Raw genomic sequence first — 18,368 nt, forward strand, 5'->3', positions numbered from 1 at the left:
ACAATAGAAAAAGTTCAGGGGTTGGCCCCTGAACTTTTTCATGAAAAGAAACCTATTATTTATTGAAAATCTTTTAAAGACAAAAAATAACCCATCCTTGATGCTTGGCAGCGAGATATGGTGAGTCATTTACCAAGAATCGCTGATCTCGTTGAAGGGAACCTGGTTATTGTTGGAGTTCTAGCATCGAACAGTCTTTTTTAGCTTATGCTTTTTCTCTTATTCTGCTTTCTGATCTAGCTCCAAAGGCAAAAAAGCATACTCTCCGTCCTTAATCATTTCACATTTACGAACGGGAATTGGATACTTAAAGATCGGCCCATCAATTACAGTAGTATGGAACTCTCCACCTTCTCCACAGGGGTCAATACCCCGGTCTACAAGCTCCTTCACGTACTTATGGGTTAACATTCGCCCTAAATCGTCTTCCCGCATTCCTAATGATAAATTAACAGTTACAATCATCGTTACAAATCCTAGATTGATGAACTCTTCGACAGCTTCACGATGATCCATTTCCCATAAAGGCATGCCAAGTTTTAAGCCAGCCTTTTTCGTAATTTTGTCATGCCAGCAGCCATGAGCAGGCATATCCAAGTCTCCAGTTACTAACACTTCTGCTCCATGTTTTTTTGCTGTTTTTAAAAGGTTCATAAATACTTTCTCATAATCTGTCCAACTTGCAGCCGCAGCATATATCGGCAAACCTATAGAGTTAGCTTGGGCACGTATAAGCTCCGGAGGCATTCCGTGGGATCTCGAACGTTTCCCTCTTTCTTCTAGCATAACGATCAGTCCAACCGCTTCCCCAACCTTCGCTGCTTTATATAGAGCTAAGATACTATCCTTTCCTCCGCTAAAAGAAGTGATGAATTTATGCCCGTTAGCACCATTTTTCCATTCTGTAAAATCTTCCATTTGATCTTTCCCCTTTAATCCTAAATGTTGGTTTAACCGTTGCTATTCTTCCTGCACTTAATGAGTTGTGTGGCAGTATTAAGAAATTGTTTAACCAAAATTGAATCTTCATCCGTCCGCCAGGCAAGACTCATTTCTACGCGTGGGGCTTCTTGCTCTATATTTACATATGTCACATCCCGCATATGAAAATTCGACGTTGATCTTGGTACGATACTAATACCCAGTCCTGAGGCAACCAACCCTATAACCGTCTGTATTTCTTTCACGCCTTGCCGTATGTTTGGGCTGAAGCCAGCATCGTGACATTTAGAGATGATATCATCGTACCAACTCGGCCAAATTTCCCTCTCCACCAAAATAAATTGTTCGGTGCTCAGATCAGCCAACGATATTGAAGCCAGTTGCGCAATTGGATGCGATTTCGGTACGACAGCGATACATGTCTCTTGATAAACTGACAAGAGTGATAAAAGCGGATCAAAAAGAGGAGGTCTTACAAAGCCAATGTCAATTTCCTTATGATGAAATGCCTCAACTTGCATTGGTGTAGGCATCTCGTGAAGAATCAAATCTACAAATGGAAACTGTTCCTGAAACCCCCGAACAATGATAGGAAGAATATCAAATGTTGCAGATCCAACAAATCCTACCACTAACCGTCCAACCATGCCATTTTGTGCCTTAAGAGCTGAAGCCTTAGCCACCTCTAATTTGGTTAGGACCTGGCGAACTTCATGCAAGAAAATTTTTCCCGCATTTGTTAGCTCTACATGCCTTTTTGATCTCTCAAACAGCTTTACGCCAAGTTCACTTTCAAGTTGTAAAATCTGTTGGCTTAAAGGTGGCTGTGTCATCTGTAAACGCATCGCAGCTCGGCCAAAATGCAACTCCTCTGCCACAACAGTAAAATATTTAAGCTGGCGCAGCTCCACGGTACTACTCCTTCCAATTAAGTCGTTTTACGACTTAAAAGTGTGATTTTTATATATTAGACACTAATTAATTCCCATTGTAAAGTTTTTTATAAAGGAATGAGGATGTCAAGATGAAAACAAATCGACTATGCGTGAAAATCCATATGTTGTTCTTCAAATGTTAGCTGTCAGTGAAATTCGAGAACAAATAGAAGAACCGACACGTCTAACATTTTAGAAATTTAATTGAACGAAGATCTATGTTTCTAACACACTAAATGAGATTGTGAAGACAATCCTTTGTTAAATGATCTTCATACTTCTAAAAATGTATTTAAGGGAGAGGGTATTCGTATGAATGCTGCGATGGCCGTTTTATGTCTGATTTGGGGTTTTAATTTTGTTATTATGAAATTAGGAAATGGTGTTTTTCCTCCTGGGGAGTTTGCTGCATTGCGATTTTTAACCGGATCCTTCGTACTCCTGGGAGTGTGTTTGATGAGAAAAATACCACTGCCAAATAAATCGGATGTCAAGTGGCTGGTTTTATGCGGACTGCTCCAAACAACTTATTTTAATATCGCTATTCAAATATCACTTAACTATATTAGTGCAGGTCTTACATCTGTTTTGACCTACAGTATGCCGCTTTTTTTATCAATAATGGCACATAGATGGATTCCTGGTGAAAGGTTAACAGCAAGGAAGTCGTTTGGAATTATACTAGGTATAGCTGGTTTATTTCTTGCAATGAACATCCATTTGGAAGGATCCATTTGGACTGTGTTACTAGCATTAAGCTCCGCTATTTCTTGGGCTGTAGCTAACTTGCTTTTTAAACTAAAATTAAAGCATTGTGATACCATTCAATTTACTACTTGGCAAATGACGATTGGAGCGGTGGGATTATTGGTATATACTCTTTCATTTGAGCATGGTGAAGCGGATTGGGGATTCATGCCGGCCGTATATATTCTGTTTTCTGGAGTTGTTGCTTCTGCCTTGGCTTTTGTATTGTGGAATCATATTCTGAAACGTACAGAGGCAAGCAAAGCATCGATTTCTTTATTACTTGTCCCCATCGTGGGTGTCATTTCCGGCTTTATATTTTTGGATGAAAACTTAAAAACAGCTACATTAGCAGGGATATCACTTGTACTGGTTGGAATATGGATTGTAAATAGTAAAAGTACTCATAAAACTCGTAAGGTCAAATCAAATGTTGTGAATAAAGGAATATAGACGGGTAATCCCGATGCTACCTGACGTTACTAATGTAGTATCAGGAATTGGTATTGATTCTAATGATGGCCATATCTCAAAAAAACGACTAAATCAATTATCTTATTCCGATCATTTATCTCGTTTAATGGTAGAATGACAGGTTCAATGTCTCGTAAGAGTATGTAACTCAAATTATGTTAATGGAATAATTTAAGTTGAGGAATAGTAGTTTATCTGAAAAGACATGGAGGAGAAGTTTCTTCTCCTCCTAAATACGTATTAAATCATTAGAAACGACCCATTGATTGTTGAGCCATAGCAACTAGTCGTTTCGTAATTTCTCCACCAACTGATCCATTAGCTCGTGAAGATGTTTCAGCACCAAGGTTAACACCAAACTCTGATGCAATTTCATACTTCATTTGTTCAATAGCTTGTTTAGCACCTGGAACAACTAATTGATTGCTGTTATTATTACGTGCCATAAAATCATCTCCTTAAAGTTTGTAAGAATTAGATTATGCAAGCTTGCTTAATGGTAGTTTGAAGTATTAAAGAAAAAATATACATGTAAATAATGGAAATTGCAAAAAGCGAAATATTGAATAATAGTATAAAGGGAGGATCATAAAAAGAAGTACTTCGTATATAACATCATTTTTCTGAAGAGATAAATTCTCTTTGGACTATATAAAAACCATCCTAGTTATACTTTAAAATCGTGTCATTTTCTTGAATAACAGCGTTATAGAAAATTGATTAAAACCGGTGCGATGCTTCGATAATGGAGGTTCGCTTTTTTATTATGCTAACGAGGCAGAATAGTTTTCTAACAAAATTTGGATATTCTGCTATAATTAGATTAACAACTTTGAGTTTGTGGGGAAAGAGATGCTTACTGAAATATTTACTAATGCTATGTTTATTCGTGGAATGCCAAATGAACAAAGGATTAATCAGAACATTGAATCACTAAAAGCGACAGAATGGTTTAAACAGTTATATTTAAAGAATGAAGAATTATTTAAGAAAGCTGAAGATGTCCGTTACGTTATCGGTTGGGCGAATATTGAGAAGGCTTTAATCAGTGAAAATAAAACAGAGGAGTTAAGGACGAAAATATTAAATGCCATAAAAAATAGCTAATTTTAAAAAATGGGCAGAAATGTAATGGAATTACAAACAAAGATATTAGATGAAATCATGAACAGTAAAAAAGAAATTGAGCTTATCTTAGTAAATGGTTTCCGTATGAAAGGAACAATTGAGGGTCATGATAAATTTTCAATCGTTTTTAAATCAAATGGAAACCAGCAGATGATTTTTAAACACGCAATCTCTACAATTGTTAGATAATACACCATTAACGACCAGAGGTCTACACCAATGTTTTGAAAGATAAATAAAAAGTAAGTGTCAACTTTCTATTAGGGTGACTGAGAATAAAACATGCGAGAAATGAAGTTACTTTCCTTAATTCTTTTAACTGCAGAATGATATGATTCTATTTTTGTGGTAAATGATTGAAACTATGATGATGAACATCTTGTTAGCTCTATTTTAAGGAAACAAAGTATACATATATCTTTGAAATGAAATTCGATAATATAAAAAAGATTGAACAAAGATCCTGTGACATACAGGATAATTTTTTTCTTTTTCAGCAAACTTGCCAGATTATAGAATATCATTCGTTAAGTTTACTTGGGGTTAAAGCATGAATGGTTATAATAGTATTTAAATGTTTTGTACTGGAGGCACTTAACTTGGAAATAAGGAAAGCAAGTAAAGAGGATATAAAGGTAGTTTCAAGAGTTTATGTTGATAGTTGGAAGAATACTTATCGTGGTCTAGTACCTGATGAATATTTGGACACATTATCGTACGAAGAGGCAGAAACAAAGTGGATTGCTTTTTTAAATAATGAAAGTGAACCATTTATTTTCATTGCAATTAATGATGACGGAAAAATGATCGGTTTTGCATCAGGTCAAAGAATCGATGAGGAAAATTTTGATGGAGAATTATATTCATTGTATCTCTTAAAGGAAGCCAGAGGATTAGGTATAGGAAGGCTGCTGGTTTCAGCTACTGCCAAGCATTTAATAGAAAAAGGTATTTATTCAATGATGGTTTGGGTAATGAAACAAAATAAATCTGGACTTGGTTTTTATGAACGTATGGGAGGAAAAGAATATACTAATAGGACTAGTATGTTTGGAGGAACCACAGTAGAGGATGTTGCGTATGGCTGGAAGGATCTTTCAGAATTATGCATTGAGTAAGAGTTAACAAAGAAATACGTATGTCGCTTTAATTTTCGTTATGCAAGAATAGGGTGCATTATAAAAATGCTTATAAAAAGAATTTAATTTAACAGTATGGAGTTAAAAGAAGATGTGATTAACGCAGTAGATGTTTGTTAGGAGGAATCAATGAGGAACAACTTTTAAAAAGAGCCTTATTCAACTCGAATTGAATAAGGCTTTGTGTCTCTCCTCATTTTTTGCTTTGAACAAAGGCATCAATAACTTCTAAAGCCTTTTCTGCTCCACCGCATTTTTGAAAACTTTCATTAATTTTTTTGATACCCTCTTTATAACTTTCGTTGGTTAGCACTTCTTTAACGGCATCCTTTAACGTCTCAGGTTTTATATTGTCTTTTGATACTCTGTAACCAGCATTAAGATCCTTCAGACGCTGTGCCACCATCGGCTGATCCTTGTCATGCGGGATAACAACCATTGGGACATTGAAGTGGATAGATTCATTCACGCTATTCATACCGCCATGGGTAATAAAGACATCCGTGTGCCCGAGTACCTTTAATTGCGGTACATATGAAGAGATGATAAAGTGCTCGGGGGCCTCTTTAATTTTGGTCATATCTACTCTTTCACCCGTAGCAATGACAACTTTTCCTTTGAAATCAGAAAATGCATCAATACACGTATTAAAAAATTCTTCTGTACGGTCAAGAACCGTCCCCATTGAAATATAAAGAACTTGTTCGTTCTCTAATGTTTCGATGGGAAAGCTATCTGTAGAAGCCCTTTGTGGAAATGTTGGTCCAATAAAGATATTTGAATCATCGAAGTTTTCGCTATGAGGTTGAAAATACCGGCTCGTAAATACAATCGTTAATTCAGCTGTATTACTCATAAACTGAACCATGCTCTCCGGCTCTATACCATAACATTCTTTCATTTGTACGATTAACTTTTCAGCCTCTACATCAGGTTTCAATCGAGATAAAGGCATGTTTTTAAGAAATTCTTTTGGAAACAAAAAGGATGCTGAGGAACAAATCCCAGGGATTTGCAAGTATTCTCTCACTAGTTGTCCCGCCCCAAATTTTTCATAAAACACCAAGTGGAAATTTATCTCCTGAGATAACTGTTTTGTGATCTCTAAAGTGTCCAATGAATTTTGAATTTGAATTTTTAGAAAGGCTTTTAAACCAGCATTTGTATGTGGATCTATGGAAGCATTACTTAATAAATCGGGCTGAAGGTGAACAGTTGCGCCAACTCCTTCTAAGCGCTCTCTAAATTTTTCAGTTGTAATATAGTGAACGTTGTCTCCTCTTTCCGCAAAAGCTTTTACAATGCCAAGAGTAGGATTGACATGCCCTTCTGCTGGAAAATTAACCATTAAAATGTTTGCCATCTGAATCACACTCCTTGTCTAAATACTTACAACGTACTAATTCTCTTACTCTTTTCTCTTTGACTAGTAAGGATACAAATCCTCCCCACTCCTCTAATAACTATTAATTCTAACTAGAAAACCAGTTCAGTATGTCATTGAATCTAACCTACTATTTAATTTATCCTTTAAAACACATCAGTGGCTGGCAACGTAAACAGTTTTAACATATTTTACCTTTACAGGCAACAAAAATGATTGTTGCCAGAATCTTAAATTCTATTATTTGTTTTATAAAATTGAGCGATAATCTTCAATATTCAGAGCCAGCAAATTTAAACGTGATCTTATTGAGGGAAAATCTTGTAACCCCGCATCTACTTAGATTTATAGGTTTTATAAAAAAATAATGCAACTTTTTTAAAAATTTTGAAGTAATTTCGATTCAATAGATGCTTTTAAACAAAATAAATTTACAATTTTTTCGAAAGTTAGTCCATTCACTCAAGGGTTGTAAACGCTTTATAATCACCTTATAGAAATTCAAAAACGACTTAGATGACATTTTTGAATGAAAGAAAAAAGGGAGGTTTATAGAATGGAAAAATTTTTAAAAGGAAAAACAATTTTACTTCTTATGATGGCGCTCATGCTTCTATTATCAGCTTGCAGCTCAGCGGGTACGGGCGGACAATCGGATAGTGCAGGAGCTGGTGGGGGGGATTCGAAATCTGGTGATAAGCTCGTCATTGGTTTTTCGCAAGTTGGAGCAGAAAGTGAATGGAGAACAGCCAATACAAAATCGATGCAGGATGCCATTAAAGCTGCTGGGCATGAATTGAAATTCTCAGATGCTCAGCAAAAACAAGAAAATCAAATTAAGGCACTTCGTTCATTTATTGCTCAAAAGGTAGATGCGATTGTCTTCTCTCCAGTTGTGGAAACTGGATTTGAAACAGTGTTAAAGGAAGCGAAGGATGCAGGAATCCCAGTCTTTCTAGCTGACCGTGCGGTTGATATTAAAGATGATTCACTTTGGGTAACGTTCTTAGGATCAGACTTTGTAGAAGAAGGAAGAAAAGCTGCGAATTGGTTAGTAGAAGAAACGGCTGATGCAGAAGGTGATGTTAATATCGTTGAGCTTCAAGGAACAGTAGGCTCTGCTCCAGCGATTGACCGTAAAAATGGGTTTGAAGAAGTTATTAAAGATCATCCAAATCTTAAAATCATTAAATCACAAACAGGTGATTTCACACGTGCAAAAGGTAAAGAAGTTATGGAAGCGTTCTTAAAATCTGAAGGTGACAACATTGATGTGTTATACGCCCATAACGATGATATGGCAATTGGTGCGATTCAAGCGATTGAAGAGTACGGATTAAAGCCTGGGGAAGATATTAAAATCATTGGCGTAGATGCAGTTAAAGGAGCTTTCGAGGCAATGGCAGCAGGCAAAATGAATGTCACAGTTGAGTGTAATCCGTTATTTGGCCCGCAAATGGTTGAATTAATTGAGGCGCATTTTGCTGGTGAAGAAATTCAAAAGCGTGTAGCTGTAGAAGAAAGCATGTATACAATGGATCAAGCAGAAGAGCTTCTTCCAACTCGTGAGTATTAATCAAGGAAATTAACATAAAAAACAAGGCCACTAGGGAAGTAGTAGATCTTACTATTAACAAACTAGTGGCTATTAAAATAAGAGATTGTTAGGAGGGTAAATGGTGAAGAAGCAAGCTCCAGTATTAGTCATGCAAGGCATAACCAAGGAGTTTCCAGGTGTGAAAGCTTTATCAAATGTTCAGTTAAACCTGTACCCTGGAGAGGTGCACGCTTTAATGGGAGAAAATGGTGCAGGGAAGTCAACACTTATTAAAGTGTTAACCGGTGTATACACATTTGATGAAGGTTCCGTCACGTTAAATGGAAAACCAATTGGGGTAACTACTCCTCTTGAAGCACAAAATTTAGGGATTAGCACGGTCTATCAGGAAGTGAATTTATGTACAAACTTATCTGTAGTTGAAAATATTTTCATAGGCCGGGAAATCATGAAAAGAGGCCGTCTTGATTGGAAAGAAATGACTCGCCAGGCAAAAGAGTTACTTAAAACCCGATTAAACCTAGAGATTGACGTAACCAAACAGTTGTCATCCTATTCTGTAGCAATTCAGCAAATGATAGCGATTGCCCGTTCCCTTAAAGTATCTGCAAAGGTACTCATTCTCGATGAACCAACTTCAAGCCTTGATCAAAATGAGGTTAACCAATTGTTTCATGTCATGCGCAAATTGAAACAAGAGGGCTTAGCGATCGTTTTTGTCAGTCATTTCCTCGATCAAATTTACGAAATCACAGATCGACTAACCGTTTTGCGTAACGGCACATGGATTGGTGAATATATGACGAAAGAAATTGACAGACTGGAATTAGTTACGAAGATGATCGGCAAGGACCTAAATGAGCTTAAGTCGACTGAAAGAGAAAATAACCATGCAGGTGAAAAGAAAAAGCTATTTCTGCAAGGAAAAAATATTTCAAAGAAAGGCAAAATTGCTCCCTTTGATCTCGCTATCCATGAAGGAGAAATTGTCGGTCTTGCAGGACTCCTCGGTTCAGGCAGGACGGAATTAGCTAGATTATTGTTTGGGGCAGATCGAGCTGATTCTGGCGAAATTAAGTTAAATGGCAAAAAGGCGAATCTTTCCTCTCCTAAACAAGCGATTTCAAATGGTATCGCATTTTGTTCGGAAAACCGAAAAGCAGAAGGAATTATTGCGGATCTCACAATTCGAGAAAATATGATTTTAGCTATGCAGGGTATCAAAGGATGGTTCAGGTATATTCCGAAGAAAAAACAAATTGAAATTGCGGACGAATATATCAAACTATTAAACATCAATCCGCCAAATCCGGAGCAATTAATCAAAAATCTAAGCGGCGGAAATCAACAAAAGGTTCTGCTTGCAAGATGGCTGATTACAAATCCAAATTTACTCATTTTAGATGAACCAACAAGAGGGATTGATGTAGGAGCAAAAGCAGAAATTCAAAAATTAATGCTTTCATTAAGTAAAGATGGGAAGTCAATTTTGTTTGTTTCTTCAGAAATAGAAGAAGTGCTGCGTACTTGTCGTAAAATTGCTGTCCTCAGGGATCATCATAAGGTGACAGAAATTGAAAACAACCAGCAAATTACACAAAAAGACATAATGAAGGCAATGGCTGGGGGATAACGTGATGAAATCAAAATTGTTTTGGCCTATCGTCGTCTTGATCATCATTTTATTAATCAATCTATTCTTTGATAAAAACTTCTTTTCTATTGAAGTGAAAAACGGTTATTTAACTGGCAGTTTAATAGATATTTTAAATAGGGGAGCTCCCTTGTTGCTTGTTTCGATAGGAATGACACTTGTAATTGCGACAAAAGGAGTGGATCTTGGCGTTGGTTCAGTGATTGCAATGGCTGGCGCAGTTGGAGCTATGACAGTAAGCGGGGCAGATGGTGATGGTTTAGGACCGCTATTTACGGCAATTGGTCTTGTTATCATGATCTCAATTATAGCTGGTTTATGGAATGGAGTGCTTGTTTCGAGAATTGGGATTCAGCCAATTGTTGCCACATTAATTCTTATGGTTGCAGGACGTGGTATTGCGCAACTAATAACAGATGGTCAAATCATGACCGTTTATTATGACCCTTACACGTTCATTGGCGGTGGGCACCTCCTAATGCTGCCATTTTCCATTTTTATCGTAGGGGCTGTTTTGGCGATAGCAGCATTTTTAACGAGAAAAACAGCAATGGGATTATTTATTGAATCGGTTGGAACCAATCCGGAAGCTAGCCGCCTTTCAGGTATCAATTCAAAAAATATTTTAGTAATGGTTTATGTGTTTTCTGGAATATGCGCGGGAATCGGCGGGTTAATTTTAAGTTCTAACGTTGCTAGTGCTGATGGAAACAATGCAGGTCTTTGGTATGAGCTTGATGCCATTTTAGCCGTTGTCATAGGAGGAACATCATTGAATGGCGGCCGATTTAACTTGATGGGTACAGTCATTGGTGCCCTTATCATTCAAAGTTTAACAACTACGATTTACTCGATTGGTATAGCACCAGAAATCAACCTTGTAGTAAAAGCCATTGTGGTACTACTTGTTTGTCTATTGCAATCATCTGAGTTCAGAAAGAAAGTATTTGGCGGATTTGCAGTAAAAAAATCAGAAAAGAAACGAGAGGGAGTGACCGTATCATGACGAAAAAAATCCAGTTAGACTCAAAACATCTCCCTTTAACAGCAACCATTCTGTTATTTATCTTAATGTTCCTATTTGGTTCGCTTCGATATACTGGCTTTTTTTCAACTCAGGTTTTCTTAAACTTGTTTATTGATAACGCATTTCTAATTGTTGTTGCTGTTGGAATGACATTTGTGATTTTATCAGGAGGAATTGATCTCTCTGTTGGTTCAATTATTGCGTTAACGAGTATGGTAGCAGCGAGTTTGACAATGAACGCACAGCTTTCTCCAGCTCTGGTTATCCCAATCAGTTTACTTATTGGTACCGTCCTTGGTTTTTGTATGGGATGCCTAATCCATTATTTTAACTTACAGCCATTTATCGTTACACTTGCCGGCATGTTCCTTGCCAGAGGACTATGTTATCTCATCAGTGTTGAATCGATTACGATCGACAATGGATTTTTCAATTTTATGGCAAGCACCAGAATCCCGGTTGGCGGCGGAAATTTTATTTCCATTAGTGTCATTATCGCAATGGTCGTTGTGATTGCCGCTATTTTTGTTGCTCATTACTCGAAATTTGGCCGTAATGTTTATGCATTAGGCGGCAGTGAACAATCTGCATTATTAATGGGATTACCTGTCGGGAAAACAAAAATTATGATCTATACAATCAGCGGGTTTTGTTCATCCCTTGCCGGCCTCATTTTCACTTTCTATATGTTGTCAGGATATGGGTTACATGCAAACGGGCTGGAGCTTGATACGATTGCGGCAGTTGTAATCGGCGGCACTCTCCTTACTGGTGGTGCCGGGTATGTAGCAGGAAGTGTTGTTGGGGTGCTCATTTTAGGGATTATCCAAACAGTGATCGTGTTTGAAGGAACGTTAAGCTCTTGGTGGACAAAGATTGCGATTGGAGCATTGCTATTATTATTTATTGTATTACAACGAGTCATCGTAGCAAGAAGCAAGATGAACCAAGCATCTATTTCAGCACATTAAAGGAGTGTGAATCATGAGAAAAAGGAAAAAATTGTCCGTCTTTTTATTGACGGTTATGATGTTTAACACGCTTTCCGGATTATGGCCTCAGGTCTCATCAGCAGAAGAAGCAAGCTCTGCATCTCCTGAGATGATCCTTCATTATGATATGAAGGCATCAGAAAAAAATGGGGAGCAAATAACGATAAAAGATGTGTCCGGAAATGGAGCAACTTTTGACGGAGTATTTAAGAATCCGGAAAATGGCCAATTCGTTCATAATTATGAAGTTGGCTATGTGTCGTTTAATGGTGGAAGTTCAACATCAAAAAGCGGTTATATTGAAATACCGAAAAGTGAAGATGGTTCAGATTTATTAACCGGTTTACAGGATGTAACCGTTTCTGCACTTGTGAATTGGAGTAATGATGGGGCCAATCGTTGGATTTTTGGTTTAGGAGCAGTAACTGATGATGCGGAGAATGGGAATAAATATTTCTTCGTTACACCGCAACATGGTTCAGGAAATGTAGCAGCAACAGGAATTTCCAAAGCTGGCTGGAGAAATGAATCTCTTGTCAAAGCAACATCGGCAATGAAAGCTGATAAATGGGAGGTAGCCACTGTTGTCTTCTCTGGCCAAGCCAATACGATTACCTTATATGTAAATGGGGCAAAGGTGGCAACAGGATCAGCAGGCGGGAAAAAATTATCGGAAATTATTGATCCGTCAGCTGGTTTTTCAGGATTTATCGGAAAATCAATTTTTAAAAATGATTCCTTTTTTAAAGGAATGATCGGTGATTTCCGTGTTTACAATGGGGCGCTTTCAGATGAACAGGTTGCTAACGTTTATACTGAAACATCTAGCAAAATAGCAAAAATCAATCAGCTTGTGATCAATGATGCATCAGAGTCTTTGGATATTACTGAATATGTAAACAGTGGTGATGAAAGTATTAATCATATCACAAGTAATCTAGCCCTTCCTGCAAAGGGCAAGCATGGTGTAGATCTAACATGGAGTTCAAGCAATACTGAAGTTATTGCAAATGATGGAACCGTTACTCGTCCTGAAAAAACTGAGTCAAATGCAGAAGTTGAGTTAACAGCAAATTTAGCTTATGAAGGACTGACAGCAAAGAAACAATTTACGGTAACTGTTTTAAAGGAATATACGGATGAACAAGTTGTAGAGCTTGATGCATCAAACGTAACGATTATTAACGCAGATAATGTAAAAGGGAATCTAAGCTTACCGGTATCAGGTGAAGAAGGGAGTTCCATTACGTGGGAATCCTCAAATCCCGAGACGGTGAAAGGATCTGCAGAGGCAGCTGAAAACAATAAAATGCTCGGCTGGGTCACAAGACCTGAAGCAGATACAAAGGTTACTTTAACAGCGACCATTTCAAAAGGGGAAGCTGAAACGAAAAAGGAATTTCTTCTTACAGTCAAAAAGGATCCAGGTGCATTGACTTATGATGCTTATTTCTTCTCTTATTTCACGGGAGAATACGAAGGTGGAGAGGAAATATCTTTCGCAACAGCAGAAAATCCGTTAAAATGGCGTGCCTTAAATAATGGCCAATCGGTCATTCAGTCAAACATGGGTGAAAAGGGCCTTAGAGATCCATTTATCATCCGATCTCCAGAAGGAGATAAATTTTATATGTTGGCGACGGACTTAAAAATGGGTGAAAGCACAAACTTTGACCAAGCGCAAATCACAGGAAGCCATTCCCTTATGGTTTGGGAGTCAGATGATCTTGTCAATTGGAGCGAACAGCGAATGGTAGAAGTGGCTCCTAAAACCGGCGGCAATACATGGGCGCCCGAAGCTGTTTATAACGAAAAAACGGGTGAATATGTTGTATTCTGGGCGTCTTCAATGAAAAATGAAGAAACGTATGGCGATTACCCAAATGGAAGACCAGCAGGACAGTACAATGTGATGTATTACGCTACAACTAGGGATTTCCATACTTTCTCTGAACCAAAAGTGTTTATCGATGAAGGATTCCCTACAATCGATACAAGTTTTGTTCAAGATAATGGCACATTTTATCGCTTTACAAAATCTGAAGTGAATTACAGAGTGTATTACGAGAAAGCAACGGATATCTTCCAAGATAAAGATGGAATCAAAGAAAATGGGTTCCAATATGATGTAATACCTGGCACAAAGGATGGAAACAGAGGATTGATCGGTCACCAAGGAAACAATGAAGGACAAACCATCTTTAAAGATATCCATGATGATAAATGGTATATGTTCTTAGATTCCTGGCCATATCATGTTCGCTTGTCGACAAACTTAGAGGATGGATCGCAATTTGTGAACAATTTACTTCCCGAATCTGAATATGCGCTGCCGCCAGGACCGCGACATGGTACGGTAATACCGATCACTCGCGCTGAATACAATGCCCTTCAAGAAAAATATGGCATGCCTTCACCAGAACAATCTGAAAAACCAGTTGTTCACTATACATTTGACCAAGAAGATGTTGATGGAACAACTGTAAAAGATGTTTCAAATAATGGTTTTGATGCCAAATTAGTAGGCGGGTCTAACATTGTTTCAAATGATACAGTTGGGAAATCTTCAGGAGCAGTAGAGTTAGATGGAAGCACAGGATATGTTGAGCTGCCAGAAAATATGATTAAAGACCTTAACCTGGAAAGCATGACAATGTCTACTTGGGTTAAAGTAGACGGTAATCAAGCAAATCAACGCATCTTTGATTTTTCTTCAAATACTGGAAGAGTAGCAAACCGCAATACGATGTATTTAAGTACACAGGGAGATTCAGGTAACCTGGAATTTGCGATTGTTACACCTTTTACTGAAAAATTTGCCAATCAACATTCACTTTTAGGAAGTTCCTATAAATATGCTGTGAGAGGACCAATGCTTTCAACAGCAAATTGGCACCATGCAGCTATGACAATTGAGGGATTTGATGCTGTTTTATATGTAGACGGAAAAGAAGTTTCACGGAGCTCAACGTATAATGTCGAGCCAAGAATGCTATTAGAAACAACGATGAACTATTTAGGCAAGTCCAGCAATGAAAATCACAGTCTCTTTAACGGGAAATTTGATGACTTTAAAATTTATAACCGAGCTCTAAACGCTGAAGAAATTGCTAGTTTAGCAGATGAAGAAGTTTCAGAGCCTCCAGTTGAGGAGCCGGAAAAAGCTGAGTTAATTCTTGATTATGATATGAAAAGAATTGAAGGCACGAAAGTAGCAGATAACACAGGTAACTTTGAAGGAAAGCTTGTCAATCCTCAAAACGCCGAACTAATCAAAGGGGATGAGACAGGAGTAATCAGTTTTAAAGGCGGCTCAACAAGCTCGTATATAGAGATGCCTCAAGGCGTATTGAACGGGCTTGAGAGTGTGACTGTTTCATCATTAGTAAATTGGGAAGGCAAGAATGAGGCTGAATGGCTATTTGCTTTAGGTCAGGACAGCAATAAATACCTATTTATGACACCAAAACGCAATTCAGGTGACAAATCTGCACGGGTAGGTATTGGCATCACAAGCTGGCAAAACGAGGCTGGAGCAAATGCAACAACAGGTTCTTTAGAGTCAAACGAATGGAAACTGGTGACTGCGGTTATGTCTGGTGAAGATAAAACAGTGAAATTGTATATTGATGGTGTTGAGGCGGCATCCGGATCAACAAACGGATATACATTGGCACAAATAAACAATGTAAATGGCAGAAGCGGATTTATTGGCCGTTCCTTCTATTCTGCTGATCCATACCTTGGCGGAATGATCGCTGATTTTGAAGTATATGATGGTGCTTTAACTGCAACAGAAGTAAGCAAATTAAAAGAAGCAGCTGATGCAAAAATTGCGAAAATGGATGGTTTATTGCTTCAAAATGCGATCAAACAATTAGATGACTCAACGTTTCTTAATGAAAACAAAAGCAAGGATGAAATCACAACAGATTTATCATTCCCTAAGACAGGAGCAAACGGAACAACCATCACTTGGGAATCACAAAATCAAGACATCATTACAAATGAAGGAAAGGTTACGAGACCAGCATTTGAAGAAGGAAACAAAACAGTGATGATTACAGCAACAATTTCAGACGGTAAGGAAGAGGCAACAAAAGAATTTACAGTAACTGTAGTAAAGAAACCGCATGATTCTGCCGCAGCCAGAACAGATGCAGAAGCATTAAAGGTGCATAACATTCAAGATGTTCGCGGAAACCTAACGTTACCGGCATCAGGAGAAAATGGGTCAACGATTACTTGGAAATCAAGTGATTCATCGATCGTTACTGCTACTGGAGAGGTTACACGCCCAGCACATGGTGAAGGTGATACAACAGTTAAATTGACGGCAACAATTACCTTAAATAAAGAATCCATTACAAAGGCATTTTTAGCAAAGGTTAAAGAAATGCCGAAAAAGGAAAAATATGAAGGGTATGTCTTCAGTTACTTTACTGGAGAAGGCTACACGAACGGCGAGCAAATTTATTTCGCCTTAAGTGAGGGCAACAATCCGCTTACATGGAATGAGTTGAATAATGAAGAACCGGCCATCACGTCTAATTTAGGCGAAAAAGGCCTTAGAGATCCGTTTATTATTCGCTCTCCTGAAGGTGATAAATTCTACCTCATTGCAACCGATCTAAAAATCAATGGGGATTGGAATTGGGATCGAGCGCAAAGATCCGGAAGCAGATCGATTATGGTTTGGGAATCGGCTGATTTAATCAATTGGTCTGAGCAAAGAATGGTTGAAGTTGCACCAAAAGAAGCAGGAAATACATGGGCACCTGAAGTCTATTATGATGATACGACTGGAGAATATGTTGTATTCTGGGCTTCTAAGATTTATGACAATGAAGAGCATACTGGTTCAACCTACAATAAAATGATGTACAGTAAGACAAGAGATTTCTATACATTTACAGAACCAAAAGTCTATATGGATTATGGCTACTCCGTCATTGATACAACGATGATCGAGCATGACGATAAAATCTATCGCTTATCAAAGGATGAGAGAAACAATACGTCAACATCGCCAAATGGTAAATTTATTTTCCAAGAGGTCGGGGATTCAGTTCTTGATCCAACCTTCGAGCTGATTAAGGAAGGTATTGGCAAAGGGTCAATAAGTGCAGGTGAAGGCCCTACGATCTTCAAATCGAATACAGAAGAAAAATGGTATATGTTTATTGATGAGTTTGGCGGCAGAGGATATGTCCCTTTTGAAACGACCGATTTACAGTCAGGTGAATGGAAGATGTCTGAAAACTACGATTTACCTGCACGTCCGCGTCATGGAACAGTCATCCCTGTTACGAAAGCTGAACATGAGGCTTTACTGGCAAATATTCCAACCGTCCGTGTCCCAGCACCGGAACAAAAGCCAACCAGTGTTATGCTTGATCATGAAGCATTAAATCTTTCCGAAGGTAAAACAAGCCAGTTAACTGCAACTGTTGCCCCGAATGATGCAGTCAATAAAGCGGTTGTATGGTCAAGCAATAATGAACAAGTAGCAACGGTTGATGAAAACGGAAAAGTCACGGCCCTGAAAGAAGGTAGTGCAAAAATCAGCGTAACAACAGTGGATGGCGGTTTAATGGCTGTGAGTGAGGTAACGGTGGAAAAACAAAAAGATACAACACCGCCAGAAGGTCAGTTTATGATCAATGCAGGTGCAGGGTTTACGAATAAAGGAACGGTTATTTTATCTTTGGAAGCTGCTGATGATGTAAGCGGAATCCTTCAAGTTCGCTATTCAACTGATTCAAAAGAATGGTCAGATTGGGAAGAGTATAAAGCAACAAAAAAACTAACATTGCCATCAGGTGATGGAGAGAAAACCGTATTTGTAGAGTTTAAGGACAATGCCGGAAATATCAGCAAAACGTATGAGCAAACGATCACACTCGATCAAACGGCACCGGTGATCCAATTTACCGGTCATCAAGAGAGTTATTCAGCAGATTCGCACATCAGCATCACATGCAGTGCAACCGATGAGCTGTCGGGAATTGCTTCTAAAGAATGTCCGAATGTTGAGGGACCAGCCTATACTTTCGAATTAGGAGTAAATAAAGTCACAGCGTCAGCGACAGACAAAGCAGGTAATAGTGTGAAAGTTGACATTCAATTTACAGTAACTGTTGACTTTGATAGTTTAAGCCGATTGACGGAAACATTTGTTACAAAACAGGGAGCAGCCTATTCACTAATTGAAAAGCTGCAATCAGCAAAAGCATCAGCAGCTAAAGGGAATACTGGAGCGGTAATTGGCCAGCTGCGTGCTTACGAAAATCAAGTAAACGCACAAAGCGGAAAATCAATCTCTGATGAAAATGCTAAACAATTGATTATTTTATCAAAACAATTGAGCGTAAAATAATAGTTGGCT

General features: G+C 38.2%; 13 protein-coding genes. 9 read left to right on the forward strand and 4 right to left on the reverse strand.

Features of this window, described 5'->3' with window-relative positions; translation table 11 throughout:
- Positions 1-219: 219 nt before the first annotated feature.
- Complete coding sequence (locus tag WQ54_RS11330) at positions 220-918, reverse strand: diphthine--ammonia ligase (protein ID WP_046516450.1); 699 nt, start codon at positions 916-918, stop codon at positions 220-222.
- Between the two features lie 32 nt (positions 919-950).
- Positions 951-1,853 carry a LysR family transcriptional regulator gene (locus WQ54_RS11335; protein WP_046516452.1) on the reverse strand — a complete coding sequence of 301 codons (903 nt, stop codon included), beginning with the start codon at positions 1,851-1,853 and terminating at the stop codon, positions 951-953.
- Between the two features lie 348 nt (positions 1,854-2,201).
- On the opposite strand from WQ54_RS11335, the gene WQ54_RS11340 reads away from it, so the two are divergent.
- Positions 2,202-3,077, forward strand: a complete 876-nt coding sequence (locus WQ54_RS11340) for a DMT family transporter (protein WP_269431563.1) — start codon at positions 2,202-2,204, stop codon at positions 3,075-3,077.
- Between the two features lie 269 nt (positions 3,078-3,346).
- Here WQ54_RS11340 and WQ54_RS11345 read toward each other — a convergent pair whose 3' ends face one another.
- Positions 3,347-3,544, reverse strand: coding sequence for an alpha/beta-type small acid-soluble spore protein (locus WQ54_RS11345; protein WP_046516458.1), 198 nt, complete (start codon positions 3,542-3,544; stop codon positions 3,347-3,349).
- A 406-nt stretch (positions 3,545-3,950) separates the two neighbouring features.
- On the opposite strand from WQ54_RS11345, the gene WQ54_RS11350 reads away from it, so the two are divergent.
- The 3 genes from WQ54_RS11350 (at position 3,951) to WQ54_RS11360 (ending at position 5,344) form a co-directional block, all read left to right on the forward strand.
- Positions 3,951-4,205 (forward strand): hypothetical protein, encoded by a 255-nt coding sequence (locus WQ54_RS11350; protein ID WP_046516459.1) that lies wholly within the window; start codon positions 3,951-3,953, stop codon positions 4,203-4,205.
- 24 nt (positions 4,206-4,229) lie between these two features.
- Positions 4,230-4,415 (forward strand): RNA chaperone Hfq, encoded by a 186-nt coding sequence (gene hfq / locus WQ54_RS11355; RefSeq protein ID WP_231597508.1) that lies wholly within the window; start codon positions 4,230-4,232, stop codon positions 4,413-4,415.
- A gap of 410 nt (positions 4,416-4,825) precedes the next feature.
- Positions 4,826-5,344, forward strand: coding sequence for a GNAT family N-acetyltransferase (locus WQ54_RS11360; protein WP_046516466.1), 519 nt, complete (start codon positions 4,826-4,828; stop codon positions 5,342-5,344).
- 214 nt (positions 5,345-5,558) lie between these two features.
- On the opposite strand, the gene WQ54_RS11365 is transcribed toward WQ54_RS11360, so the two are convergent.
- Positions 5,559-6,728 (reverse strand): macrolide family glycosyltransferase, encoded by a 1,170-nt coding sequence (locus tag WQ54_RS11365; protein ID WP_046516469.1) that lies wholly within the window; start codon positions 6,726-6,728, stop codon positions 5,559-5,561.
- A gap of 577 nt (positions 6,729-7,305) precedes the next feature.
- On the opposite strand from WQ54_RS11365, the gene WQ54_RS11370 reads away from it, so the two are divergent.
- From WQ54_RS11370 to WQ54_RS31895, 5 genes are all read left to right on the forward strand, one after another.
- Positions 7,306-8,325 carry an ABC transporter substrate-binding protein gene (locus WQ54_RS11370; protein WP_046516471.1) on the forward strand — a complete coding sequence of 340 codons (1,020 nt, stop codon included), beginning with the start codon at positions 7,306-7,308 and terminating at the stop codon, positions 8,323-8,325.
- Positions 8,326-8,425: 100 nt separating this feature from the next.
- Positions 8,426-9,940 (forward strand): sugar ABC transporter ATP-binding protein, encoded by a 1,515-nt coding sequence (locus tag WQ54_RS11375; RefSeq protein WP_046516474.1) that lies wholly within the window; start codon positions 8,426-8,428, stop codon positions 9,938-9,940.
- A 4-nt stretch (positions 9,941-9,944) separates the two neighbouring features.
- Positions 9,945-10,967, forward strand: a complete 1,023-nt coding sequence (locus WQ54_RS11380) for an ABC transporter permease (protein WP_046516476.1) — start codon at positions 9,945-9,947, stop codon at positions 10,965-10,967.
- The gene (gene yjfF / locus WQ54_RS11385; protein ID WP_046516479.1) at positions 10,964-11,959 is read left to right on the forward strand and encodes a galactofuranose ABC transporter, permease protein YjfF; all 996 of its coding nucleotides are present in this window, start codon (positions 10,964-10,966) and stop codon (positions 11,957-11,959) included. Before WQ54_RS11380 ends, yjfF begins: the two co-directional genes overlap by 4 nt.
- A 13-nt stretch (positions 11,960-11,972) precedes the next feature.
- On the forward strand, positions 11,973-18,359 hold the full coding sequence (locus WQ54_RS31895) for an immunoglobulin-like domain-containing protein (protein ID WP_052737761.1): 6,387 nt from the start codon (positions 11,973-11,975) through the stop codon (positions 18,357-18,359).
- The last annotated feature ends 9 nt before the right edge of the window (positions 18,360-18,368 follow it).

The sequence above is a fragment of the Bacillus sp. SA1-12 genome, from assembly GCF_000981385.1.
GTDB lineage: Bacteria > Bacillota > Bacilli > Bacillales > Bacillaceae > Metabacillus.

Coding starts and splice junctions, on each gene's coding strand:
- WQ54_RS11330 (WP_046516450.1), bottom strand. CDS start 918: ATGGAAGATTTTACAGAATGGAAAAATGGTGCTAACGGGCATAAATTC.
- WQ54_RS11340 (WP_269431563.1), top strand. CDS start 2,202: ATGGCCGTTTTATGTCTGATTTGGGGTTTTAATTTTGTTATTATGAAA.
- WQ54_RS11345 (WP_046516458.1), bottom strand. CDS start 3,544: ATGGCACGTAATAATAACAGCAATCAATTAGTTGTTCCAGGTGCTAAA.
- WQ54_RS11350 (WP_046516459.1), top strand. CDS start 3,951: ATGCTTACTGAAATATTTACTAATGCTATGTTTATTCGTGGAATGCCA.
- hfq (WP_231597508.1), top strand. CDS start 4,230: ATGGAATTACAAACAAAGATATTAGATGAAATCATGAACAGTAAAAAA.
- WQ54_RS11365 (WP_046516469.1), bottom strand. CDS start 6,728: ATGGCAAACATTTTAATGGTTAATTTTCCAGCAGAAGGGCATGTCAAT.
- WQ54_RS11370 (WP_046516471.1), top strand. CDS start 7,306: ATGGAAAAATTTTTAAAAGGAAAAACAATTTTACTTCTTATGATGGCG.
- WQ54_RS11375 (WP_046516474.1), top strand. CDS start 8,426: ATGGTGAAGAAGCAAGCTCCAGTATTAGTCATGCAAGGCATAACCAAG.
- WQ54_RS11380 (WP_046516476.1), top strand. CDS start 9,945: ATGAAATCAAAATTGTTTTGGCCTATCGTCGTCTTGATCATCATTTTA.
- yjfF (WP_046516479.1), top strand. CDS start 10,964: ATGACGAAAAAAATCCAGTTAGACTCAAAACATCTCCCTTTAACAGCA.
- WQ54_RS31895 (WP_052737761.1), top strand. CDS start 11,973: ATGAGAAAAAGGAAAAAATTGTCCGTCTTTTTATTGACGGTTATGATG.